This window comes from Alteriqipengyuania lutimaris (genome assembly GCF_003363135.1).
In the GTDB taxonomy this organism is placed as follows: Bacteria; Pseudomonadota; Alphaproteobacteria; order Sphingomonadales; family Sphingomonadaceae; genus Alteriqipengyuania; species Alteriqipengyuania lutimaris.
Genome location: NZ_QRBB01000001.1, coordinates 590094 through 612112, shown reverse-complemented (window position 1 = coordinate 612112; position 22019 = coordinate 590094). Strand labels below are relative to the sequence as shown.

The following is a 22019-nucleotide window of genomic DNA, read 5'->3' as shown; positions in this document are numbered from 1 at the left end:
ACCGCCCGCCGGTGGGGCGGAGAGGCCTAGATCTCTCCGCCGGTGAGGCGCTGGCAAAGCAGGTCCAGCTGGTCGAGCGTCTTGTAACGGATCGTGATCGCGCCCGAGCGCGGGTCCGCATCGGGCTTGATGTTCAACGACATACCCAGAAACTCCTCGAGGTGCTTCTCGACCGCCTCGATATCCGCATTGGTGCCCGGAGGCGCACCTTCCACTTCGCTCTTCGCCGAGCCCGTGGCCTCGCGCGGCGGCCTGGCCCGCACGCGCTTCTCGATCTCGCGCACCGACAGGTTCTTCTCGACCGCTTCCTCGGCCAGTTCCTGCGCGCGATCATTCCCGATCAGCGCGCGCGCATGGCCCATGCTGAGCTTGCCGATCTCGACCAGCCGGATCACCGGCTCGGGCAGCGCGAGCAGGCGCTGGAGGTTGGCGACGTGGCTGCGCGACTTGTCGACGAGCGCCGCGATATCCGCCTGGCTCATGTCCTCGACCTCGGCCAGCTGCTGGTACGCCCGCGCCTCTTCGATCGGGTTGAGGTCCTCGCGCTGGATGTTCTCGATCAGCGCGATCGCCATCACCTCGCGCTGGTCGAGGTCGCGGATGATCGCGGGAATCTCGTGCAGCTTGGCGCGCTGCGCCGCGCGCCAGCGACGTTCCCCCGCCACCAGTTGATAGCGTCCCTTGCGCTCGAGCGGGCGAACGATGATCGGCTGGATGACGCCGCGCCGGGCGATCGACTGCGCGAGCTCTTCGAGCGCATCCTCCTCAAAATACTGGCGCGGCTGCCCGGGCAGCGGCTCGATCCGCGCCACGGGGATCGAGGCGAGGCCCGAAGTAGGAGCCCCGGCAGCATCGCCCGGCTTCGTGGGAGCGATAATCGTGGTGCCGCCTTCCGCGGGCGCGATGCTCTCCTCGCGCTGCGTCTCGCCGAGCAGGGCGCCGAGCCCGCGCCCGAGCTTGCGCTTGCTGCGATCGGGGGCTGCGTCGGCTTTCACGGCGCTCGATTCGGCTGCGGGTTTTGCGCTCATGCTGCTTTCCTCTGGGCGGGGAGGCGCGCGATCAATTCGCGCGCCAGGGAGATATAGGCCTGGCTTCCGGCGCAGGAGTGATCGTAGATCAGCGCCGGCAGGCCGTGGCTCGGCGCTTCGGACAGGCGCACGTTGCGCGGGATGACCGTGTCGAACACCAGCCCGCCGAGGCATTCGCGCACGTCCTCCGCCACCTGATCGGTCAGGCGGTTGCGGCGATCGAACATCGTAAGCGTCACGCCGATGATCTTGAGCGTGGGATTGATGCCCTGCTGCACGCGTTCGACCGTCTGGAGCAGCTGGCTGAGCCCTTCGAGCGCGAAAAATTCGCACTGGAGCGGCACGAGCAGCGAATTGGCCGCGCTCAGCGCGTTGAGTGTCAACAGGCCGAGCGACGGCGGGCAGTCGATGAAACACACGTCATAGGCCCCGTCCGCCGCGGCCAGACCGCGCTTCAGCCGTTCGACCCGGTCGGGTTCGCTCACCAGCTCGACTTCGGCGCCGCTGAGATCCTGCGTCGCGGGCATCACGTCGAGATTGGGAATGCGCGTTTTCTGCGTGCACTGCTCGACCGTTCCCTCGTCGAGGAGGAGGTCATACGTGGAATAGTCGCGGTCCAAGCTGTGAATCCCGAGCCCGGTCGAAGCATTTCCCTGCGGATCCATATCGACCAGCAGCGTCCGCCAGCCGCTCGCGGCCGTGGCCGTGGCAATATTGATCGCCGTGGTCGTCTTGCCGACCCCGCCCTTCTGATTGGCAATCGCAATCCGGATCATGTGCGGCTCCCCGTTTTGGGCCGGCCCGTTCCGACCAGAATGGCAGCGTCGCGGCTCGTGACCGATTGTTTCACGTGAAACATCGCGCGCTGCGGAGAATCAAGCTCATCCCTTTCCTGCGCTGCCGAGCGCCCCTTGGGCAAGAGCCAAGTGGTGCCCGTGGTGGAAAAGCGTGCGGACAAGCTGATGAGTTGTGGCAGCGGAGCGAAGGCGCGTGCGGTTATGACACCCGCGGGAAAGCTCTCCACCTTCTCCAGCCGCGAGTGAACGACTCGGCACTGCTTGAGCCCCGCCAGCGCCACCATGCGCTCGAGCCACTCGACGCGGCGTGCGCGCGATTCGACCAGAACATGCGGGACTTCGGGCCGCATGATCGCCATGACGATCCCGGGAAAGCCTGCCCCGCTGCCCAGATCGAGCCAGGGATGGGCATCGGCGCCGTCCGTTTCACGTGGAACATGATCGAGAAGCTGGGCGCTATCCGCAAAATGGCGCTGCCACAGCGTATCGGTGGTAGAACGTGCGATGAGGTTCTGTTTTGCCGCCTCGATCAGCAATTCGGCAGCAAATCGCTCCAATGCGGAAAATGCGTCGCTGCTGCATAGGTCGGCTACGAACGCCCTCGCCTGCTCTTCGGTCTCGATCATCATGCTGCGGTGGCGTGCTTGCGCGCGAAGACCAGCAGCGCGGCTATCGCGGCCGGAGTCACACCGGGGACGCGCGCCGCCTGTGCGAGGCTATTGGGGCGAGACGCCGTCAGCCGTTCGACCATTTCGTTCGAAAGTCCCGGAACCTGGGGGAAAGGGAAGTTCGGCGCGAGACCGATCCGCTCGTTCGCGCGCAGTTCGCGCAATTCGGCATCCTGACGCGCAACATAGGGCGCATAATGGAGGTCTTCGGCGATTTCTTCGCGCAACTCGGCGTCTGTTTCACGTGGAACAAGCCCTTCTTGCGCAAACCGACCCAAATCGTACCCTGGAAAGCGGGCCCAGTCCCGCAGCGGCTGTCGGCCCGCATCGTCGCTCGCGCTGAAGCCCAGCGCGCGCATCTCGGATGGCGAACGCTCGGTGGCGAGCGCGCCTTCGACCGATTCACGCTCTGCTTCACGTGCCTCGAACCATGCGCGCCTTTCACCCGAAACGCATCCGCTGGCGATCGCCAGCGGGGTCAGTCGGGTGCTCGCATTATTGGCGCGAAGGCGGAGGCGATATTCGGCGCGCGCGGTCAGCATCCGATAGGGCTCGCTCACCCCGTGCAGCGTCAGATCATCGACCATCACCGCCATATAGGAATTCGCCCGATCGAGCGCGGGAAGATCGCGACCGGCTACGGCGCACGCAGCGTGGAGCCCCGCCATCAGCCCCTGTGCCGCCGCTTCCTCGTAACCGGTCGTCCCGTTGATCTGGCCCGCGCAATAGAGCCCACGAAGGTTGCGCATCTGCAACCCGCGGTCCAGCGAGCGGGGATCCACGTGATCATATTCGACCGCATAACCCGGCTCGGCCACCCTCACCTGCTCGAGGCCTTCGATGGCGCGCAGGAAACCCTCCTGGACGTCGACCGGCAACGAAGTGCTGATCCCGTTGGGATAGACGAGCGGCGTGTCGAGGCCTTCGGGCTCGAGGAAGATCTGATGGCCGTCGCGGTCGCCGAAGCGATGAATCTTGTCCTCGATCGAGGGGCAATAGCGCGGCCCCTTGGCGCCGATCGCTCCCGAAAAGAGCGGCGAGCGCGAGAGATTGGCGCGGATGATATCGTGGCTTTGCGCGTTGGTCCGGGTCACCGCGCAGAACACCTGCGGATTGCTCCGCCCTCTGGAGAGCGGCGACATCGTCCACCCGTCCGCGTCCGATGGCTGCACGTCGAGCCGGGCCCAGTCGATCGTTCGTCCGTCGAGCCTCGGCGGCGTGCCGGTCTTGAGTCGCGCAAGAGGAAGCGCGACTTCACGTAGTTGCGCGGCGAGCGTCGCCGCGGACCCCTCGCCCAAGCGGCCCCCGACGTGCCGTTCTTCGCCGCGAAAGAGGATGCCGCCGAGGAAAGTGCCGGTGCACAATACGGCGGCCTCGCACCCGATCTCGGCCCCATCGCCCAAGGTTAGGCCGCGCATGCGGTCGCCCTCGATCCGCAGACCGGTGACTTCGCCTTCGAGCACGTCGAGCGTCGGCTCTGCGGCCACCTGAGCCCGCACCGCTGCGCCGAAAAGCGTGCGATCGGCCTGGACACGCGGGCCCCACACCGCGCTGCCCTTCGATCGGTTGAGCATGCGGTAATGGATCGCACCCGCATCGGCGGCCCTGCCGAGCACACCATCGAAGGCATCGACCTCGCGCACGAGGTGCCCCTTGCCGAGCCCTCCGATCGCCGGGTTGCAGCTCATCGCACCGATCTTCGCGGCGTCCATCGTCACCAGCGCCACGCGCACGCCCATGCGTGCGGCAACACAAGCTGCCTCTACGCCGGCGTGACCGCCGCCGATGATGATGATCGGATAATGCCGCATGTGGTCTTTATAGGGGCGACGGGAGACGTCTGCCAGAGGCGATGATGTTCCACGTGGAACACTACTTGCCGATGCAGAAGCGGCCGAAGAGCGCGTCGAGCATGTCCTCGGTCGCGACATTGCCCAGCATCCGGTCCATCGCATGTCGCGCCTGCCTCAGGATTTCGCCTGCCAAGAGCGGATCGCTCTCTTCGATGGCGCTCGCGATCGCGTTGCTCGCCGCGACGAGGTGCTCTCGCTGGCGGCGCGAGACCGCGACCTGACCCGGTCGCGGAAGCCGGTCCCGACCCGCCTCCGCAATCGCATCGAGCATTTCGTGCAGCCCCTGCCGCGTCAGCGAAGAGACCCGAAGCGCGCCATCGCTCTTGCGCGGGCCGTCGGGCAGATCGACCATGCTCGACACTTCGAGCGCGCCTTGCGGCCCCTCCCCTTCCGGACCCAGCCACAGGACAATATCCGCGCGCGCCAGCTCTTCCTCCGCACGTGAAATGCCGATCCGCTCGATCGCATCGGCGCTGTCGGCGCGCAGACCGGCCGTATCGACCAGCAGGAACGGCACCCCGCCCAGCGCGATCGGCCGCTCGATCGCGTCGCGCGTCGTGCCCGCTATCGGCGAGACGATCGCCGCCGATTCGTCGAGGATCGCATTGAAAAGGCTCGATTTGCCCGAGTTGGGCGGCCCGGCGAGCACGATCCGCAGCCCCTCGCGCAGCTTGTCCGCCGACGGAGCAGCCAGCCACGCATGCATTTCATCAACTACGCCCCGCAGATCGCCCCGCCAGACCGCAGGAGGCGCCACGCCCTCCTCGTCCTCGTCCGAGAAATCGAGCTCCTGTTCTACGACGGCGGACGCACCAAGGACCGCCTCGCGCCAGCGACCGACGACCGCCGAGGCATGCCCGCCCAGCGAGCGGGCCAGCACCGCGCGCTGCAGTTCGGTCTCGGCGCTCAGCATGTCGCCCAGCGCCTCGGCCTCGAGAAGGTCCATCCGGCCGTTCTGGAAAGCGCGGCGCGTGAACTCCCCCGCCTCCGCCGCGCGCAGATCGCAGGAGCGCTCAAGCGCGGCCTCGATCGCGCGAATGACCGCGCGACCCCCATGGCAATGGATCTCGGCACAATCCTCACCTGTCGCGCTTCGCGGGCCCGGCATCCAGAGCACCAGCGCCTCATCCAGCCAGCCGGCCTGCGGATCGACAACCTGTCGCACGCTCGCCCGCCGTTGCTCGGGCAGCGACCCCGTCAGCGTCTCGAGCGCCTGGCCTGCGCGCGGACCGGACACGCGGATGACGGCCACACCGCAAGGCGGAGAGCCGGAGGACAGCGCGAAAATCGTGTCGCGCGGATCAGTCGCCAGTTTTCGTCTCGCTTCCGGACTTCCCACGCGAACCGGCCCCGGTGCTGCCTTCCATGAAGGCCTGGAACATCTTGAGCCCCGCCTGCCCCATCGGCGCCATCGTCCGCGCCAGCTCCTGTAGCTGGTCAGGGTTGGATACGCCCCGCATCGCCCGCTCCATCCCTTCGGAATAGGCCGCCTGTGCCTTGGAAAGATCGGGCAGGCCCATGAAGGCGCGGGCTTCTTCGGGCGTGCAGTCGATTTCCACGTGGACCTTCATCGGGACTTCTCCGTTGCCTCTGTTGAAGGCTATGTGGGCCGCACAAAGCAGGCGCGCAAGCGCCGGTATCGACCAAGGACGGGAGCAATTCGATGAGCGAAACGACACGCATCACCACCCTCGACGGGGACAAGGACTTCATGGCCTACGTCGCCCGGCCCGAAGGCACGCCCCGTGCCGCCATCGTTGTGATCCAGGAGATATTCGGGGTCAACGCCGGTATCCGCCGCAAGTGCGACCTGCTGGCCGAAGACGGCTATCTCGCGGTCGCCCCCGATCTCTTCTGGCAGCTGGGCGAAGGCATCGAGCTCGATCCTGATATCGAGCCCGAATTCCAGAAGGCGCTCGATCTCATGGGCAAGTTCGATCAGGACGCCGGAGTGCGCGATATCGAGGCGACCATCAAATGGGCGCGCGAGGACAGCGGCAAGAAGGTCGGCGCTGTCGGCTACTGCCTCGGCGGGCGGCTTGCCTACATGACTGCGGCACGGTCCGACTCCGATGCCACGGTTGGCTACTACGCGGTCGGCGTCGACGAGCTGCTGCGCGAGAAGGACGCCATCGCCAACCCGCTGATGCTGCACATCCCGACAGAGGACGGCTTCGTCGACAAGGACACGCAAAAGGCGATGCACGACGGGCTCGACGATCACCCCAAGGTGACGCTGCATGATTACGAGGGAATGGATCACGGCTTCGCAACCCAGTTCGGCCAACGCCGCGACGAAGAGAACGCGCAGCTCGCCGACAAGCGCACGATGGACTTCTTCGCCGAGCATCTGGGATGACACCGGCCGAGCAGGGGCTCGCCGAATGGCACGCCCTCGCCACCGCTCCCGACCCGGAGCGGTTGGCGCGGCTCGTGGCAGAGGATGCCGTGTTCCATTCGCCGGTCGTGCACACCCCTCAGGAGGGTCGCGCGCTGGTGGTCGCCTATTTATCGGCTGCCGCCGCGACGCTCGGCCAAGGCCAGTTCCGGTACGAGCGCGAAATCGTGCAGGGCAATCACGCCATGCTCGAATTCACCTGCGTGCTGGATGATATCACGGTGAACGGCGTCGATATCATCAGTTTCTCAGACGAAGGGAAATCACCGATTTCAAGGTGATGATCCGCCCGATCAAGGCGGTGAACAAGGTCTGGGAGATGATGGCGGCGCAGCTTGGGAAAGCATCCGCCTCATAGCCTCTCGAGCACGAAATCGGCGCGGGTTGCAGGGTCAGCGAAGGGCAATGTGACCGGGCTGTAGCCGTAATCGCGCCAAGCGCCGAGCACCGCCGAATCGCTTTCGACCGCCTCTTCCCATGTCTGGATGCGCTCGTCGTCCTGTCGATAGATCTCGCGCCAAGGCGGAGCGTGGAAGACCGGACCTCCGTATCGGTAATTGCGGCATGCCGCATCGACCTCGGGCGACACAGCGAGCCCCTCCAGCCTCAGGAAGCCGACGATATCGGGGAAGCCCCGGTCGAACAGGATCGGCAAGTCGCCCTTCCCTGCGCAGTCCCACAACGCGCGCTGCGCCTCCAGCATCGCGAGCGCGAAGTCGGTCGGCCGCTCCGCACGCATTTCCATCCCACCGGGAACCTGGAGTATCCTCCGTGCGACCTCGTCCCCCGTAGCAATTCCGCGCCGCGCCACCTCGGCAAGCAGGGTCGACTTGCCCGACCCCGGCGCCCCGGTAATCACGGCACGGCACATGCCGCTACTGGTTCATGGTGTCGAAGAAGTCCTCGTTGGTCTTCGAATCCTTCATCTTGTCGAGCAGGAATTCCATCGAATCGATGGTGCCCATCTGCATGAGGATGCGACGCAGCACCCACATCTTCGAGAGCTTGTCCTTCTCGACCAGCAGCTCTTCCTTGCGCGTACCGGACTTGCCGACGTCGAGTGCGGGGAAGATGCGCTTGTCCGCAACCTTGCGGTCGAGGACGATTTCCGAGTTGCCGGTGCCCTTGAACTCTTCGAAGATGACTTCGTCCATCCGGCTGCCGGTATCGATCAGCGCGGTGGCGATGATCGAGAGCGAGCCGCCCTCTTCGATATTGCGCGCCGCGCCGAAGAAGCGCTTGGGCCGCTGGAGCGCGTTGGCGTCGACACCACCGGTCAGCACCTTGCCCGAGCTGGGAACGACGGTGTTGTAGGCACGGCCGAGGCGCGTGATCGAGTCGAGCAGGATCACGACGTCGCGCTTGTGCTCGACGAGGCGCTTGGCCTTTTCAATAACCATTTCAGCGACTTGCACGTGACGCTGCGCGGGTTCGTCGAAGGTCGAGGAGATGACCTCGCCGTTCACCGAACGCTGCATGTCGGTAACTTCCTCGGGCCGCTCGTCGACGAGCAGGACGAGCAGGAACACTTCGGGGTGATTGTCGGTGATCGCCTTGGCGATGTTCTGCAGCAGCACGGTCTTACCCGTACGCGGCGGCGCGACGATCAGCGCGCGCTGGCCCTTGCCCTGCGGCGAGATGATATCGATCACCCGCGCACTCTTGTCCTTCACCGTGGGGTCGAGCGTATCGAGGCTGAGCTTCTGTTCCGGATAGAGCGGCGTGAGATTGTCGAAATTGGTGCGCATCCGGACCGCTTCGGGCTCGTCGAAATTGACCGAGGTCAGCTTGGTCAGCGCGAAATAGCGCTCGCCCTCGCGCGGTGCGCGGATCTGGCCTTCCACCGTATCCCCGGTGCGCAAAGCCCATTTGCGGATCTGGTTGGGCGAAACATAGATGTCGTCGGGTCCGGCAAGGTAGTTCGCTTCGGGCGAGCGCAGGAAGCCGAAGCCATCCTGCAACACCTCGATCGTGCCGATCCCCATGATCTGCTCGTCGTATTCCTCGTCCTCCGCAAGCTCGCGCAGGATGCAGAACATCAGGTCCTGCCGGCGCATCGTGCCCGCGGCCTCGACCCCGAGCTCTTCCGCCATCGATACCAGCTCGGCCGGAGCCTTCTTTTTCAAATCTTTGAGATGCATAGATATTTTATCCGAGGAAATTCGTGCCCGAGGCGCAGGAATGCCAGGTGCCGTATGTGACGCTTGGGGAAAGCAGTGTGCGGCAGCAGCTTTGTGCCACCAGATACCCGGACGGGTCTGGAACGGAAATAGGCCGCCCGCCCGCTCAGGTCAATCGAGCTTGGCGCACAAAAACTCGATCAGAAGGGCTTTACGATCACCAGCACGACGATCAGCGCGAGGAGCAGTGCAGGGACTTCGCCAAAAAGGCGCAGCCGCTTTTCGGCCAGCGGACGCTCCCCCCGCGCCATCTTCTTCGACAGCGCGATCATGTAACCGTGATAACCGCTCAGGATCAGCACCAGCAACAGCTTGGCGTGGAACCAGCCCTGGTCCCATGCGCCGATTGTGACCGACAGCGTCAGGCCGAGAATCCAGGTCACGACGATGCTGGGCGTCAGGATGATCTTCGCCAGCTGGCGGGTGCGTCCTGCCCACAGCGATTCCTCGTCCGATCCGGGCGCTGCGCCATGCATGTAGACCAGCTGGCGCGGCAGCATGAAAAGGCCGGCGAGCCAGAACACCATGAAGATGATGTGGCCGGCCTTCATCCAGAAATAGAGCATTCCGAGCGTTTCCTGCATGTCCTCGCCCTATCGCCTAAGCCGGGCGTTGCCAATTGCGCAAAGTCGAAAGCGCCTGCTCGACATGGGCGATGGGCGTGCGCCGGTCGATCCCATGGCCGAGATTGAAGACGTGCGGCCGGCCCTTCAGGCTCTCGAGGATATGGACCACGGCGGCATCCAACCGATCGCCGCCGGCGAGCAGCAGCAGCGGATCGAGATTGCCCTGCACCGGCATTCCCTTGGGCAAGGCGGCGTGCGCCCATTCGGGATCCAGCGTCTCGTCGAGCCCGATCGCATCGACGCCCGTGCGCGCTGCGTAGCGGGGAAGCTTCTCGCCCGCGCCCTTGGGAAAACCGATCACCGGGACACCGGGATGCGTTTCCTTCAGCGCTGCGACGATCGCGGCGTTGGGCTCGATCACCCAGCGGTCGAATTCGTCCGGCGCAAGGCTGCTCGCCCAACTGTCGAACAGCTGCACCGCTTCGGCGCCGGCGTCGATCTGCCCGCGCAGATAGGAAATCGTCTGATCCGCAACCGCGCCTATGATGGCGCTCAACTTGCCCGGATCGCGATAAGCCATCGCACGCGCTTCGTGCTGGTCCCGGCTCCCCTCGCCCGCGATCATGTAGGTCGCGACGGTCCAGGGCGATCCCGCAAAACCGAGCATGGTGACATCGGGCGAGAGCTGCTCGCGACATAGCCGCACGGTTTCATAAACCGGATCGTAGCGGGAGGGATCGCCGCTCAGCTGCTGCATTTCACTCTCGGCAAGCGGGGGGGACAGCTTCGGTCCCTCTCCGGCAAGAAACTCCAGCTTCTGACCCATTGCGTGCGGCACGATCAGAATATCGGAAAAGAGAATCGCGCCATCGAAACCGAAGCGCCGGATCGGCTGCAGCGTGACCTCGCACGCCGCCTCGCTGTCATAGACGAGATCGAGGAACCCGCCTTTCTCCTCACGCAAGGCGCGGTATTCGGAGAGGTATCGCCCTGCCTGGCGCATGAACCAGACGGGGGGAACGGCGGAAATCCTGCCTTGCAGGCAATCGAGAAGCGGACCGGGCATCTCTCTAACTAACCCAATATCTAATAATATTAATAGATGGATGTAGGAAGTTGGCCCTGTGGACAGGGCGGACAACTCGGTGCTGCACACCCCTTGGGGGAAAAGACTCCTCCCGGCACGCTTCCTCGACTCGTTGGGAATGCATGGTCAATCGAAACTTGTCCCCGTTCTCACCATCGTGTCGATAAGCGCCATCCCTGTTGGCAGACTCCCCCGGCAATTCCGGTGCGTGCCGGGCATGATCTGCGTGCCGGACTTGTCCTCGCATTTGTGAAGTGGTTTATCCCGTGGTCTTTCCACAGCCCGGACAGGCCGATTGTCGCGCACCCACCTTCATCTCTTTTCCGATTCGACCGGCGAAACGCTGCAGATGGTCGCGAACGCCGCGCTCGCCCAGTTCGAAGGCGTGGATGTCGTACGCCATTTCTGGCCGATGGTCCGCTCTCGCCAGCATCTCGAGCGGATTGTCCCCGAACTCGAGAAAGCGCCCGGGCTGATCCTCTATACGCTGGTGAACGAAGACACCCGCCAGGCGCTGGAGGAAAAGTGCTGCCAGCTTGCGCTGCCGGCAGTCGATGCGCTGGGCGAGGTCACCGCGGTGCTCGAGAGCCAGTTCGGGCAGGAAGCGCACGGGCGGCCCGGGCGCCAGCACCGGATGGACGAGGCCTATTTCAACCGGGTCGACGCGATTCACTTCACGATTGCGCATGACGACGGCGCGGGGAGCGAGGAATGGCACCGGGCCGATATCCTGCTGACCGGCGTGTCGCGCACCTCGAAGACCCCGACCAGCATCTACCTCGCCAACCGGGGCTACAAGGTCGCCAATATCCCGCTGGTGATGGAAAGTCCCCCTCCCCCGGTCCTGTTCGAACTGTCGGGTCCGCTGATCGTCGGGCTGACGACCGCGCCCGAACGGCTGGTGCAGATCCGTCGCAACCGACTGCTCTCGCTCAACGAGGCGTCCGAAACCGCCTATGCCGAGCATGAGCGGGTGGAAGAGGAAGTACGTTTTGCGCGGCGCATGTTTGCGGACAACAACTGGCCGGTGATCGACGTCACCCGCCGCTCGATCGAGGAAACGGCGGCCGCGATCATCAAGTTGATGGGCGAGCGCACCACACGCGCGAAACCCCCGGAGAAGCCGATCTGACCGAGCAGACCACCCTTGTTCTTGCATCGAACAGCGCCTCGCGCCGGACCATGCTCGAAGCTGCGGGCGTGCGCGTCGAACCGGTTGGTGCCGATATCGACGAACGCGCGCTCGAAGCGGAGATGGCGGATGCAGAGCCGTCCGAGATCGCTCAGGCGCTCGCCGCAGCCAAGGCAAGCGCGGTGTCGCAGGCGCGGCCCGGGGCGCTGGTGCTGGGCGGGGACAGCCTGGTGGTGTGCGGCGGACGGCGCTTCGACAAGCCGGGAAGCCGCGAAGAAGCAGCCGAGCACCTTCGATACTTCTCAGGCAAGGCCATGCACTTGCACAGCGCCGCAGCGCTGGCGCGAGACGGGCGCATCGTCTGGATCGGAAGCGATGCCGCCGCGCTCCATGTGCGCGAGCTTAGCGAAGATTTCATCGCCGGTTACCTCGATGTCGAGTGGCCTGCGGTGGGCCAGACTGTCGGAGTCTTCCGCATCGAGGCAATGGGCGTCCAATTGTTCGACCGTATCTTCGGCGACCATTTCACGATTCTCGGCATGCCACTGCTGCAGGTACTCGGCGCATTGCGCGAGGAAGGCCTGCTGCCGTCATGACGCGCTACGCGGAGGTTATCGGGGAGCCGATAAGCCAGTCCAAATCGCCTACCATTCATCGCTTTTGGCTCGAGAAGCTCGGGATCGAGGGCGACTACGGCGCGACCCGCGTGAGCGAGGGCGAAGTGGCGGATTATCTCGGCGATCGGCGAGCCAACTCCGACTGGCTGGGTTGCAACGTCACCATGCCGCTGAAGAAAGCGGTCATGGTGCATCTCGATCGGATCGACCCGCCAGCCGACGCCATCGGCGCGGTGAACACGATCACGCGAACTGCGGGCGGCGCGCTTGTAGGCACCAATACCGACGCGGCGGGCTTTCTCGAACCGCTGAGGCAGGTCCTGCAGGCCTCGCACCTGTTTCGCATGGCGCGCATTCTCGGTGCAGGCGGCGCGGCGCAGGCATTGGCCCATGCCCTCGCCGCGCATAATTTCACTCTGGTCATTGCCGCACGCCGGACCGAGCAGGCGGATGCGCTGGCCGAAAGCCTCCCACGCGAGGCCCAGACCCATACGACCTCGCTCGACTATTTTGCGAGCCCGACCGATTTCGTCTTCGATGACCGGATCGGCCTGCTCGATCTCGTAATAAACGCCAGCCCGCTCGGTATGCGGGGAAAGCCGCCATTGGCATTCGACTGGAGCCACGCGCCACCGGGCAGCATTGCCTATGACATCGTGACCGACCCGGTCGAAACCGAGTTTCTCAAGGCCGCGCGCGAGGCCGGACATGAAACGATCGATGGGTTCGCCATGCTGATCGGTCAGGCGGCGGAGGCATTCCGGCTCTTTTTTGGTCACGCCGCGCCCCGCCAGTTCGACCTCGAATTGCGCGAAAAGCTGGCTGAATGAGCGGCCCGCGCATCATCGGACTGACTGGCTCGATCGGCATGGGCAAGTCGACAGTGGCCGCGATGCTCGAGGACCTCGGCGTGCCGGTCTTCGATGCCGATGCGGAAGTTCGCAGGATGCAAGGCGCGGATGGCGCGCTGCTACCGGCGATCGAAGCGGCCTTCCCCGGCACGACCGGGCCCGAAGGTGTCGACCGCGATATGCTGGGCCGCGAAGTTTTCGGCGATCCGGCCCAGCTCGCCCGGCTCGAAGCGATCGTGCATCCCGCGGTTGCCGAACGGCGTGCGGCATTCCTCGCGGATAATGCGCAGGCGCCGCTGGTGGTGTTCGACATTCCCCTGCTGTTCGAAAAGGGCGGTGCCGACGCCATGGATCGCGTGATCGTCGTGTCCGCACCACCGGACGTGCAGCGTGACCGTGTGCTTGCCCGACCCGGCATGACACCGGAGAAATTCGAGCAGATCCTAGCGCTTCAGACTCCCGATGCGGAGAAGCGCGCGCGCGCGGATCATGTGATCGATACCGGGACGAGCCTGGGCGAAACACGCGATGCCGTCGCTGCGCTCGTCGACGCGCTGGCTGCTGAGAAACGTTCGCGTACCTGACCTTGCCAGCGGGCATTTCGAGGCCGATAGTCGGGCCATGCGCGAGATAATCTTCGATACCGAAACCACCGGCATCGACCCCAGGCAGGGCCACCGCATGGTCGAGATCGGCTGCGTCGAGCTGATCGACCGGATGCCGACCGGAAAAACCTTTCACGCCTATTATAATCCCGAGCGCGACATGCCGACCGAGGCCGAGGCGATTCACGGCCTCAGCGCGCAGTTCCTGTCTGACAAGCCGCTGTTCTCGCACGGAGTGGACGAATTTCTCGAGTTCGTGGGCGACGACAAGCTGGTCGCGCACAATGCCGGGTTCGATTTCGCATTTCTCAATGCAGAACTCGAATTGTGTACCCGCACGCCGATCTGCCTGAGCCGCAAGATCGATACGCTGGAGCTCGCGCGGCGCAAGCACCCCGGCGGCAAGCACTCGCTCGATGCCTTGTGCTCGCGCTATGGCGTGGATCGCAGCCACCGCGTGCTGCACGGCGCACTGCTCGACGCGGAACTGCTCGCCCAGGTCTATATCGAGCTGACCGGCGGGCGGCAGATCGCGATGGGCCTCATCCCCGAATCTCGGGAAGACGATGGCGAGTCAGGCGAGGCGGAAGTCGTTCAGCTCGTCCCCTCCGCCGACCGTCCGCGCCGACCGGCCCGGCCCCATTGTGCAAGCGATGCGGAACTTGCACGGCACGCGGCCTTTCTTGAGCGTATCGCAAGACCTATCTGGAATAGATAGGCGGCGCCACGCTTCCCGTCGGCGCAGGAACAAAGGGAGAAATTCTCATAATGGACGTCCGAGTTTCCGGCCATCAGATCGATACTGGCGCAGCTTTGCAAGACAGCGCGACCGATCGCCTTTCCGCCATCGTCGAGAAGTATTTCAGTCGCGCGATCTCCGCGAATGTCACCTTCGGCAAGCAGCCAGGCGGCGCATTTTCGTGCGATATCGTCGCCCACATCATGCAGGGACTGACCTTGAAGGCGCGCGGCGAAGCGCATGATATCCATCAGGCGCTCGATGCGGCGGTAGGCAAGCTGGAGAAACAGGTCCGTCGGTACAAGCGGCGGTTGAGCGAGCGGCACACTGATCGCGTGCTCTCCCCCGAAGCAGAAGAAGCCGCCTACCGGATCTTCGCTGCGAGGTCCGACGAGGACGAGAGCGAGGTGGAAGATTCAGCGCCCGTGGTCGCCGAGACGAAGACCGACATCCCCGAAGTATCGGTGGCCGATGCGGTCATGATGCTCGATTTGCGCGACACGAACGCACTGTTCTTCAAAAATGCTGGCTCCGGTCGTCATAATATGGTCTATCGCCGCCACGACGGCACGATCGGATGGGTTGAGCCGCACTGACGCACGGGCGCGTCGAAAGCCAAGAAGGCAGACGCGCCGCCATCTGCATCAGGATTGATCCTGCCGGGATCGCTCCGAAACACGCTAGCAAGACAGGCCAGCCTTCCGTGTCGAGTCCCTTTCGATTGACCCCCGAAGCCGTGCGTCGCGTATCCTGCGGCAGCAAGAACGCGATCCTGTCCGTGTTGTCTGAGGGATTTGCCGCCGCTTACGGTCTCGATGCGGAAGAGGTTCTCGACTCGCTTCTTGAACGTGAAACGCTTGGCAGCACGGGCTTCGGACGCGGGGTGGCGATGCCGCACGCGAGACTCGACGTGGTCGACGCGCCCGTGGCGATGCTCGTCCACCTCGATCGCGATGTCGATTTCAATTCAGCCGACGGCGTGCCGGTTCGGCTGGTCATGGGCCTGATCTCGCCGACGGATGCGGGGGCGCAGCATCTCCACGCTCTCGCCGCGATGTCGCGCCTCACCCGTGACGACCGCCTGCTTCACCTGTTGTTCGAGGCGCAAAGCGAAGAAGAGCTCTTCGCGCTGATCGACGGTTCGGGCCTGCGTGACGCAGCCTGAAGCGCAGCCAGGGCCGACGGCTCATTTTCGCGCGCTCGAGCGGCTTTATCGCTCGGCCCCGATCAACGGTACATTCGCATCCTCGCTGACCATAACCGGAGAGGGGCGCGCGCAAATCGCATTCGACGTCACCGAGAACGTGTTCCACGCCGCGGGTGCCGCGCACGGGACGATCTATTTCAAAATGCTTGACGATGCGGCCTTCTACGCCGCCAACAGCCTCGTCACCGATCGCTTCCTGCTCACCACCGCATTCAACGTGCATTTCACCAAGCCGGTCCGCAGCGGGCGGGTAACCGCTTCGGGCGTGTGGATCAGCGGCAGACGGCGCGTGCTGGTGGCAGAATCGCGGCTGGTGGACGAGGAAGGCGACGAGATCGGCCGCGGAACGGGTACTTTTATGCGTTCGCGAATCGCGCTTTCGGGCCTCGATGGATACGCGGAATAGTCTGTGATGAGCGATTCGCGATTGCCGACCCATCTCGTCGTGAGCGGTCTTTTGCGCCAAATCACTGCAGAAGGGGGCAATGGAGTTATCCTTGCCAAAGGTGACCGCGAAAGCGGTACCTATGTTCTATTGCTGCGCGATCGCGCCGGAACGGTGAAATTAGTCGAAAGACGGCCCTCGGCCGATTTTGCCTTCGAATGGCAAGTAACGCAGGAAGAAACCGCTGAAAAAGAGGGGAAAATTTACGAATACTGCGATCGCAGAAGCACGCAGGATCCCGATTTATGGATTGTCGAAGCGCAGGTCGACGATATCGAACGGTTCGTCGCACAACTGCGCTCTTAACTTGACCCGCGAGCGTTCATGGTCAAATGGCCCGCGACTTCGAATTTGCGCAGGCGATCGGGAGCGGCAATACGGCCGCTCTGGTTAGCACGCAGTCGGGGAACGGCCGGCAGGCCATCCGAACCCTCACACTTGTACAATCGATAAAAGCGCTTCGGCGCGTGATGGTTCCCGCCTGCGTCTGTGTTCGTTCACCGCCCTTTGAACGGGATCAATGGGTAACAAGAAGACTTTCGGCTTTGCGGCGTGTGCCGCCACCGGACTGATCGCTTCCGCAGGCTTCAGCTATGCGGATGCGCAAGCCCAGCATGGCGAAATCGCAATTCCAGACGCGCCGCAGCTCGAAGCTTCGGCTGAACCTGTTTTCATCTCGGAAGTAGTGGTCCAGCCGCTGCCCGAGGCCGAGGAAACGCCCGAGGCCACCATGGCCGCCGCGCCGGCCATGCCCGAAGCATCCTCGCTCCGCGAACTGATCGCGGAAGTCGACGCGCCGCAGACGCTCTCTCGCCAGCTCGAATGCCTGGCAGGGGCCGTCTACTTCGAAGCGCGCAGCGAGCCGATCGAGGGCCAGCTGGCCGTCGCTCAGGTCGTCATCAATCGCGCCGAATCCGCAGTCTTCCCATCGGACTATTGCGGCGTGGTCACCCAGCGGTCGCAGTTCTCTTTCGTGAAGAATGGCCGCATCCCCAGCCGCCGCACCAATGCGGGCGCCTGGGAACGCGCGCGCAAGATTGCCCGCATCGCCCATGAGGGCCTGTGGGACAGCGAGGCGGACGATTCGCTCTACTTCCATGCGAATTACGTGAGCCCGCGCTGGGCGCGCTCGAAACAGGCGCGCGCCACCATCAAGACCCACATCTTCTATCGCTGATAGACCGCCGAATTGACGAGAGGGGCGTGGTGCCGGGCGGGTGCCACGCCCCTTTTGCGTTGTCAGGAGCGGACCTCGACCCAGACGGGCGCATGATCGCTCGCCTTCTCGCGCCCTCGAGCGTCCTTGTCGACGCCGGCAGCTTCCAGCCGGTCCGCCAGTTCGGGCGAAAGCAGGCAATGGTCGATCCGAAAGCCGTGGTCGCGCTGCCATGCGCCCCGCTGATAGTCCCAGAAGGTCCACACGCCGCCGCGCGGATTGAGCGTGTCGAGTGCGTCGGTCCAGCCATCGGTCAGCAACCGGCGGTAGGCATCGCGCGAGGCTGGCTGCATCAGCGCATCATCCTCCATCGCAGGCGGCGACCAGACATCCTTGTCCTCGGGGATCACGTTGAAATCGCCGAGCACGATTACCGGCTTCTCCTCCGCCCATAGCCGTTGCATGCGCGCACGCAGCCGCTCCATCCATGCCAGCTTGTAGTCGAATTTGGGCCCCGGTTGCGGGTTGCCGTTGGGCAGGTAGAGGTTGGCGACGATCACGCCCCCCACCTCGGCCTCGAGGTATCTCGCCTGCTCGTCGCTCTGGTCCCCCGGCAAGCCGCGCATCCTTTCGGTCAGCGCGTGGTCGGACTTGGCGAGGATCGCGACGCCATTGAAGCTCTTCTGGCCGTGCCAGATGGCCTGGTATCCGACCTTTTCGAATTCATCCGCAGGGAAGCCATCGTCCTGCGATTTGATTTCCTGCAGGCACGCGACATCGGGCTTCGTTTCTTCGAGCCATTCGATGAGGCGCGGCAGCCGCGCCTTGATGCCGTTGATGTTGAAGGTGGCGATTTTCATGCCGGTTTCCTGCCCGACATGCGCGCTCTAGTCTAACTCAAATCCCGAAGCTGGAGCCGCAGCCGCAGCCTGCGGCCGCCTGCGGGTTCTCCACCCGGAAAGCTGCGCCGCCGAGCGATTCGACGAAGTCGACCTGGCTTCCGGCGACCAAATCGAGGCTGACAGGGTCGACCACCAGCTTCACGCCGTCGGTCTCGCTCGTCGCATCCTCGCTATCGGCGGCCTCGGCGAGTTCGAAGCGGTACTGGAAGCCCGAGCACCCTCCCCCATCGACCGCGAGGCGCAGGATCGCAGGCTTGCCCTGCTTGCTCGCGATGGCGGAAACACGCGCGGCGGCGGCTTCGGTCAGAGAGGGAATATTGCTCATATTGCGAATATGGGCGCGATGGGCCCCTCTCTCAAGCGCCGTCTTCGCGCACGATGCTGCGTCACGCGGTCTGGATATAGTCGCGCATCGCCGCCGCTTCGCGTTCGATCTCGTCGAATCGATATTTCACGAGATCCCCGATCGAAACGAAGCCGACCAGCTTGCTATCCTCGACGACCGGCAGGTGGCGGATACGGCGCTTGGTCATCAGCGCCAGCGCGCGGTCGACCGTTTCGGTGCCGTCGACGGTGATCGCAGGCGCGGTCATCACCTCGCCCACTGGCCGGTCCAGGCAGGAGGGACCCTGCTTGGCAAGGCAATAGATCACGTCGCGCTCCGAAAAAATTCCGGCTACGCGCTCTCCCTCCATCACCGGCAGTGCCCCGATCCGCTTCTCGGCAAGCATCGCAACGGCGTCACGCATTACCGCGCCCGTCGTGCAGGTGACGACGTCCCCCGCGTCGCGATTGGACATAAGTCGGGCAATAGTCATGCCTTTGGTCCTCCTTTCCCTCACGCGCAGATAATGCCACGGGTGCCGACCTTTGGCGAATCGTGCCCATATGCTGCACAGGAGGGCCCCATGGCGCCCAGATCACCGCTCGACGATCCCGAAAATGCCGCCTTTGCCTGGGCGCGCTACAAGCGGATCATGCGCTTCATGCTGGCGCTGACCATCATCGTGGTCGGTGCGGCGATGGTGGTGATCTTCTCGAGCGATGCCGATGTCAGCCCGCATTTCTTCATCGCGGTGGCGCTGGGGATCGGCTTCACAATGATGCTGACGAGCGCGCTGATGGGGCTCGTCTTCCTTTCGAACGGCACCGGCCACGACGAATCGATCCACAATCCGCTCGCGGAAGAAGACGGGTGGGATCAGGACAAGCGCGGCGAGGACTGATCAGCTAGTCGGCTGGGTGGAGGCGGTACGCCTCGACCGGCTCGCCTCCGATCAGGTGCTGCTGGATGATCTCCTCGAGCACCTGCGGGGTGCAGGAATGGTACCAGACGCTATCGGGCTGGACGACCGCGATCGGCCCCGCTTCGCAGATTTGCAGGCAATCGGCCTTGGTCCGCCGGATCACCAGATCCTGACCGTCCTTGCGCGCGGGGCCGATGCCCAGCTCCTTCAGGCGCTTCTTCAGGAAATTCCAGGATTCCTTGCCCTCTTCTCGGCCGCAACACTTCGCCTTTTCGGGCATTGCGCACAGGAAGATATGGCGGGCGGCACGCTCTCCACCCGTCTTCTCAAGAGCCCGCCGCGCCTTGCGTAGTTCCTTCTCGCCGCTCATTCGGCGTCCTCTGCCAGCCAGCGATCCAGCCAGGCGAAGATGGTGTCGTGCCATTGCAGCGAGTTCTTGGGTTTGAGGACCCAGTGGTTTTCGTCCGGGAAGACGAGCAACTGCGATGGAATACCGCGCTCCTGCAAAGCGGTGAAGCTCTGCAGCCCCTGCGTATAGGGCACGCGGTAATCCTTCTCGCCCGTGATCACGAGCATCGGGGTCTGCCAGTTGTCGACGTAATTGACGGGGTTCCAGCGCTCGTAGGTGTCGCGCGCTTCTGAATAGCTGCCGCCGAAATCCCAGCGGGGAAACCACAATTCCTCGGTCGCGTAATAGAAACTGCGCATGTCGAACAGGCCGTCGTGCTGGACGAGGCAGTCGAAGCGGTCGGGCCAGTTTCCGGCGATCCAGTTCATCATGTAACCACCGTAGGACGCACCCATGGCGCAGGCGCGGTCCCCGTCGATCTGCGGGTCGAGCGCGAGCGCGGCGGCGAGGCCCTTTTGCAGGTCTTCGAGCGGCTTGCCGCCCCAGTCGCGATTGATGGCGTCGGTGAAGTCCTGCCCGTATCCGGTGCTGCCGTGGAAATCGACCGAGATCACGGCGTAGCCCTGGCTCGCGAGCACACGCGGATTCCATCGGCTCGACCAACCATCGTTGAAAGAGCCCTGAGGTCCGCCGTGGACGTAGAGAATGGCAGGCAATTCGCGTGCCGCGTCCGAGGGCTTGGTGATCTGGCCCCAGACGGTGTCGCCATCGGCGCCTTCGAACTCGAAGCGGCGGGTTTGGACCGGGGCAAGCGTGGCCATCCGGCTCGCCGCCACGTCGGTGAGGCGCGTCGCCTGGTTCCAGTTCTCCGACACGTAGAGCTCGGCAGGGGCCGCGATCGAATCGCGCGTGAACAGCAGGCGGGTCTCGCCGGCCGGGGTCACATTGCCGATATGCGCTTCGTCACCGGTGATGAGGTTGAGCTGCGTCACGGTCCCGTCGCGCGGGTCGATCCGGAAAGCGGGCGTATCGAGCACGTCCTGCGCCGTCGCGATGATCCAGCGCGAATCGGGCGTCCAGGCGAGCGAGCCGAAGCTGCGGTCGAAATCCTCCGTCAGCGCGCGGGTTTGGCCCGTTGCAAGGTCGCGCAGCATGATCCGCTGGCGATCCGATTCGTAGCCGGGGCGCTCCATCGCGAGGTAGGCGAGGCTCTGTCCGTCGGGCGAGGGCGCGGGGGTGCCGTCACTCGCCTCGTTCGAGTCGGTCAGATTGACCGGGCCCGTGTCGACCATCGCAAAGCGGTAAATATCGGTATTGGTAGAGGTCGGCTCGTCGCTGTCGGCCTGCCGGGCCACGAAATAGAGCGTTTCGCCATCGGCGCCCCACGCCATGTCCTCGAGCCCGCCGAAGGGCTGGAGCGGCGTGTCGCCCACCAAGGCACCCTCGCCTGCAGGGCCATCTGCCGCCGTGCCCGCGCCGCGCACCAAGCCATCCTCGATCGGGTAGACGAAGACGCGGCTGAACGTGCCTGGAGTTTCATACGTATCCCAGTGGCGCACGAACCCGTCCGCGGCATCGAACAGCATCCCGCTGCCGGGGCCCGGCGCATAGGTCGGCGTTGCCTGAGCGCAGTCGAAGCTGGTGCATTCGCGCGGAACATTGCCGAAGATGGCGAGCGCCTGCCCGTCGGGCGACACCTTGAAACCGCCGACCGTGTTGTTCAGCCGCGTGACCTGGGTCACTTGCGCAAGCCTTCCGTCGCCCAGGTAGTGTCCGCTGAAGACCTGCATGCCTTCCGAATTGCGGCCACCGGGAGCGAGGAAGAAAATCCGTTCGTCATCGACGAAAACCGGCGAGCTCGCGCCTTCGGGCAAGGTCAGGACGACATCCTCACCGGTATCGAGCGTCTTGACGCGATAGGTCGTGCTGCGGGTTAGCGCTTCTTGGTCGGTCTGCGTGACCGAGTACAGCGCGAGCTCTCCGCTCGCATTCACGCTCGGCCCGCCGAGGCGCGGCATGGTGACGAGGTCGCGCGCAGTCATCGGACGGGCGGTTTGTCCGCTGTCCTGGCTGACGGCATCCTGAGCGGTGGCGGGGGTGGTGAAGAACGCTGCCGAAGCGGCGAGAAGAGCGAGCGGTTGCAAGGCTTTGCGCATGGGCGCGGAAACTACGCCTCCGCGCGCCGCCCGCAA

General features: G+C 64.4%; 27 protein-coding genes and 1 pseudogene. 13 read left to right on the top strand and 15 right to left on the bottom strand.

The window, feature by feature from the left end; all coding sequences use genetic code 11:
- Nucleotides 1-26: 26 nt before the first annotated feature.
- From DL238_RS03000 to DL238_RS02975, 6 genes are all read right to left on the bottom strand, one after another.
- A complete protein-coding gene (locus DL238_RS03000; RefSeq protein WP_115490898.1) occupies nucleotides 27-1028 on the bottom strand; it encodes a ParB/RepB/Spo0J family partition protein in 1002 nt (333 codons plus the stop codon).
- Nucleotides 1025-1804: a ParA family protein gene (locus tag DL238_RS02995; protein ID WP_115490897.1), complete on the bottom strand. Its 780-nt coding sequence runs from the start codon at nucleotides 1802-1804 to the stop codon at nucleotides 1025-1027. Before DL238_RS02995 ends, DL238_RS03000 begins: the two co-directional genes overlap by 4 nt.
- Nucleotides 1801-2451, bottom strand: coding sequence for a 16S rRNA (guanine(527)-N(7))-methyltransferase RsmG (rsmG, locus tag DL238_RS02990; protein WP_115492739.1), 651 nt, complete (start codon nucleotides 2449-2451; stop codon nucleotides 1801-1803). The genes DL238_RS02995 and rsmG overlap by 4 nt, the downstream gene beginning before the upstream one ends.
- On the bottom strand, nucleotides 2451-4304 hold the full coding sequence (gene mnmG / locus DL238_RS02985; protein WP_115490896.1) for a tRNA uridine-5-carboxymethylaminomethyl(34) synthesis enzyme MnmG: 1854 nt from the start codon (nucleotides 4302-4304) through the stop codon (nucleotides 2451-2453). The genes rsmG and mnmG overlap by 1 nt, the downstream gene beginning before the upstream one ends.
- Before the next feature lie 61 nt (nucleotides 4305-4365).
- Nucleotides 4366-5658 carry a tRNA uridine-5-carboxymethylaminomethyl(34) synthesis GTPase MnmE gene (gene mnmE / locus DL238_RS02980; protein WP_115492738.1) on the bottom strand — a complete coding sequence of 431 codons (1293 nt, stop codon included), beginning with the start codon at nucleotides 5656-5658 and terminating at the stop codon, nucleotides 4366-4368.
- The gene (locus tag DL238_RS02975; RefSeq protein ID WP_115490895.1) at nucleotides 5648-5917 is read right to left on the bottom strand and encodes a DUF6489 family protein; all 270 of its coding nucleotides are present in this window, start codon (nucleotides 5915-5917) and stop codon (nucleotides 5648-5650) included. Before DL238_RS02975 ends, mnmE begins: the two co-directional genes overlap by 11 nt.
- Before the next feature lie 92 nt (nucleotides 5918-6009).
- On the opposite strand from DL238_RS02975, the gene DL238_RS02970 reads away from it, so the two are divergent.
- Together DL238_RS02970 and DL238_RS02965 are read left to right on the top strand one after the other, a co-directional pair.
- Nucleotides 6010-6705 carry a dienelactone hydrolase family protein gene (locus DL238_RS02970; RefSeq protein WP_115490894.1) on the top strand — a complete coding sequence of 232 codons (696 nt, stop codon included), beginning with the start codon at nucleotides 6010-6012 and terminating at the stop codon, nucleotides 6703-6705.
- Nucleotides 6702-7102: pseudogene (locus DL238_RS02965) on the top strand (nuclear transport factor 2 family protein). The gene DL238_RS02970 and the pseudogene DL238_RS02965 overlap by 4 nt, the downstream one beginning before the upstream one ends.
- Here the strand turns inward: DL238_RS02965 and DL238_RS02960 are convergent.
- The 4 genes from DL238_RS02960 to hemE form a co-directional block, all read right to left on the bottom strand.
- Entirely contained in the window at nucleotides 7097-7603 is a 507-nt protein-coding gene (locus DL238_RS02960; RefSeq protein ID WP_234030935.1) for an AAA family ATPase, read from the bottom strand. The pseudogene DL238_RS02965 and the gene DL238_RS02960 sit on opposite strands and share 6 nt — an antisense overlap.
- Nucleotides 7604-7619: 16 nt before the next feature.
- On the bottom strand, nucleotides 7620-8885 hold the full coding sequence (gene rho, locus DL238_RS02955; protein ID WP_115490892.1) for a transcription termination factor Rho: 1266 nt from the start codon (nucleotides 8883-8885) through the stop codon (nucleotides 7620-7622).
- Nucleotides 8886-9064: 179 nt separating this feature from the next.
- Entirely contained in the window at nucleotides 9065-9508 is a 444-nt protein-coding gene (locus DL238_RS02950; RefSeq protein ID WP_115490891.1) for a CopD family protein, read from the bottom strand.
- Between the two features lie 16 nt (nucleotides 9509-9524).
- A complete protein-coding gene (gene hemE, locus DL238_RS02945; RefSeq protein WP_115490890.1) occupies nucleotides 9525-10556 on the bottom strand; it encodes a uroporphyrinogen decarboxylase in 1032 nt (343 codons plus the stop codon).
- A gap of 316 nt (nucleotides 10557-10872) precedes the next feature.
- Here hemE and DL238_RS02940 point away from each other — a divergent pair, with 316 nt between their 5' ends.
- The 10 genes from DL238_RS02940 to DL238_RS02895 all read left to right on the top strand — a co-directional run bounded on the left by DL238_RS02940 (nucleotide 10873) and on the right by DL238_RS02895 (nucleotide 17350).
- Nucleotides 10873-11709 (top strand): pyruvate, water dikinase regulatory protein, encoded by an 837-nt coding sequence (locus DL238_RS02940; RefSeq protein ID WP_115490889.1) that lies wholly within the window; start codon nucleotides 10873-10875, stop codon nucleotides 11707-11709.
- Nucleotides 11706-12305: a Maf family protein gene (locus tag DL238_RS02935; protein WP_267897141.1), complete on the top strand. Its 600-nt coding sequence runs from the start codon at nucleotides 11706-11708 to the stop codon at nucleotides 12303-12305. The genes DL238_RS02940 and DL238_RS02935 overlap by 4 nt, the downstream gene beginning before the upstream one ends.
- Nucleotides 12302-13156, top strand: a complete 855-nt coding sequence (locus DL238_RS02930; RefSeq protein ID WP_115490887.1) for a shikimate dehydrogenase family protein — start codon at nucleotides 12302-12304, stop codon at nucleotides 13154-13156. Before DL238_RS02935 ends, DL238_RS02930 begins: the two co-directional genes overlap by 4 nt.
- On the top strand, nucleotides 13153-13761 hold the full coding sequence (gene coaE / locus DL238_RS02925) for a dephospho-CoA kinase (protein WP_115490886.1): 609 nt from the start codon (nucleotides 13153-13155) through the stop codon (nucleotides 13759-13761). The genes DL238_RS02930 and coaE overlap by 4 nt, the downstream gene beginning before the upstream one ends.
- Before the next feature lie 37 nt (nucleotides 13762-13798).
- Entirely contained in the window at nucleotides 13799-14500 is a 702-nt protein-coding gene (gene dnaQ, locus DL238_RS02920; RefSeq protein WP_115490885.1) for a DNA polymerase III subunit epsilon, read from the top strand.
- 50 nt (nucleotides 14501-14550) lie between these two features.
- Complete coding sequence (gene hpf / locus DL238_RS02915) at nucleotides 14551-15117, top strand: ribosome hibernation-promoting factor, HPF/YfiA family (RefSeq protein WP_115490884.1); 567 nt, start codon at nucleotides 14551-14553, stop codon at nucleotides 15115-15117.
- A gap of 140 nt (nucleotides 15118-15257) precedes the next feature.
- Entirely contained in the window at nucleotides 15258-15686 is a 429-nt protein-coding gene (locus DL238_RS02910) for a PTS sugar transporter subunit IIA (RefSeq protein WP_234030934.1), read from the top strand.
- On the top strand, nucleotides 15673-16134 hold the full coding sequence (locus tag DL238_RS02905; RefSeq protein ID WP_115490882.1) for a PaaI family thioesterase: 462 nt from the start codon (nucleotides 15673-15675) through the stop codon (nucleotides 16132-16134). The genes DL238_RS02910 and DL238_RS02905 overlap by 14 nt, the downstream gene beginning before the upstream one ends.
- Nucleotides 16135-16140: 6 nt before the next feature.
- Nucleotides 16141-16479: a DUF1491 family protein gene (locus tag DL238_RS02900; RefSeq protein WP_115490881.1), complete on the top strand. Its 339-nt coding sequence runs from the start codon at nucleotides 16141-16143 to the stop codon at nucleotides 16477-16479.
- Nucleotides 16480-16693: 214 nt separating this feature from the next.
- Entirely contained in the window at nucleotides 16694-17350 is a 657-nt protein-coding gene (locus tag DL238_RS02895; RefSeq protein ID WP_115490880.1) for a cell wall hydrolase, read from the top strand.
- 62 nt (nucleotides 17351-17412) lie between these two features.
- Here DL238_RS02895 and xth read toward each other — a convergent pair whose 3' ends face one another.
- The 3 genes from xth to DL238_RS02880 form a co-directional block, all read right to left on the bottom strand.
- Nucleotides 17413-18189 carry an exodeoxyribonuclease III gene (xth, locus tag DL238_RS02890; protein ID WP_115490879.1) on the bottom strand — a complete coding sequence of 259 codons (777 nt, stop codon included), beginning with the start codon at nucleotides 18187-18189 and terminating at the stop codon, nucleotides 17413-17415.
- A gap of 37 nt (nucleotides 18190-18226) precedes the next feature.
- Nucleotides 18227-18556 carry a HesB/IscA family protein gene (locus DL238_RS02885; protein ID WP_115490878.1) on the bottom strand — a complete coding sequence of 110 codons (330 nt, stop codon included), beginning with the start codon at nucleotides 18554-18556 and terminating at the stop codon, nucleotides 18227-18229.
- A gap of 61 nt (nucleotides 18557-18617) precedes the next feature.
- On the bottom strand, nucleotides 18618-19049 hold the full coding sequence (locus DL238_RS02880) for a CBS domain-containing protein (RefSeq protein WP_115490877.1): 432 nt from the start codon (nucleotides 19047-19049) through the stop codon (nucleotides 18618-18620).
- A 90-nt stretch (nucleotides 19050-19139) separates the two neighbouring features.
- On the opposite strand from DL238_RS02880, the gene DL238_RS02875 reads away from it, so the two are divergent.
- Nucleotides 19140-19457 (top strand): hypothetical protein, encoded by a 318-nt coding sequence (locus DL238_RS02875; protein ID WP_115490876.1) that lies wholly within the window; start codon nucleotides 19140-19142, stop codon nucleotides 19455-19457.
- A 4-nt stretch (nucleotides 19458-19461) separates the two neighbouring features.
- On the opposite strand, the gene DL238_RS02870 is transcribed toward DL238_RS02875, so the two are convergent.
- Both DL238_RS02870 and DL238_RS02865 read right to left on the bottom strand, forming a co-directional pair.
- Entirely contained in the window at nucleotides 19462-19848 is a 387-nt protein-coding gene (locus tag DL238_RS02870) for a (2Fe-2S) ferredoxin domain-containing protein (protein WP_115490875.1), read from the bottom strand.
- Nucleotides 19845-21983: a dipeptidyl-peptidase 5 gene (locus DL238_RS02865; protein WP_115490874.1), complete on the bottom strand. Its 2139-nt coding sequence runs from the start codon at nucleotides 21981-21983 to the stop codon at nucleotides 19845-19847. The genes DL238_RS02870 and DL238_RS02865 overlap by 4 nt, the downstream gene beginning before the upstream one ends.
- Nucleotides 21984-22019 lie beyond the last annotated feature (36 nt).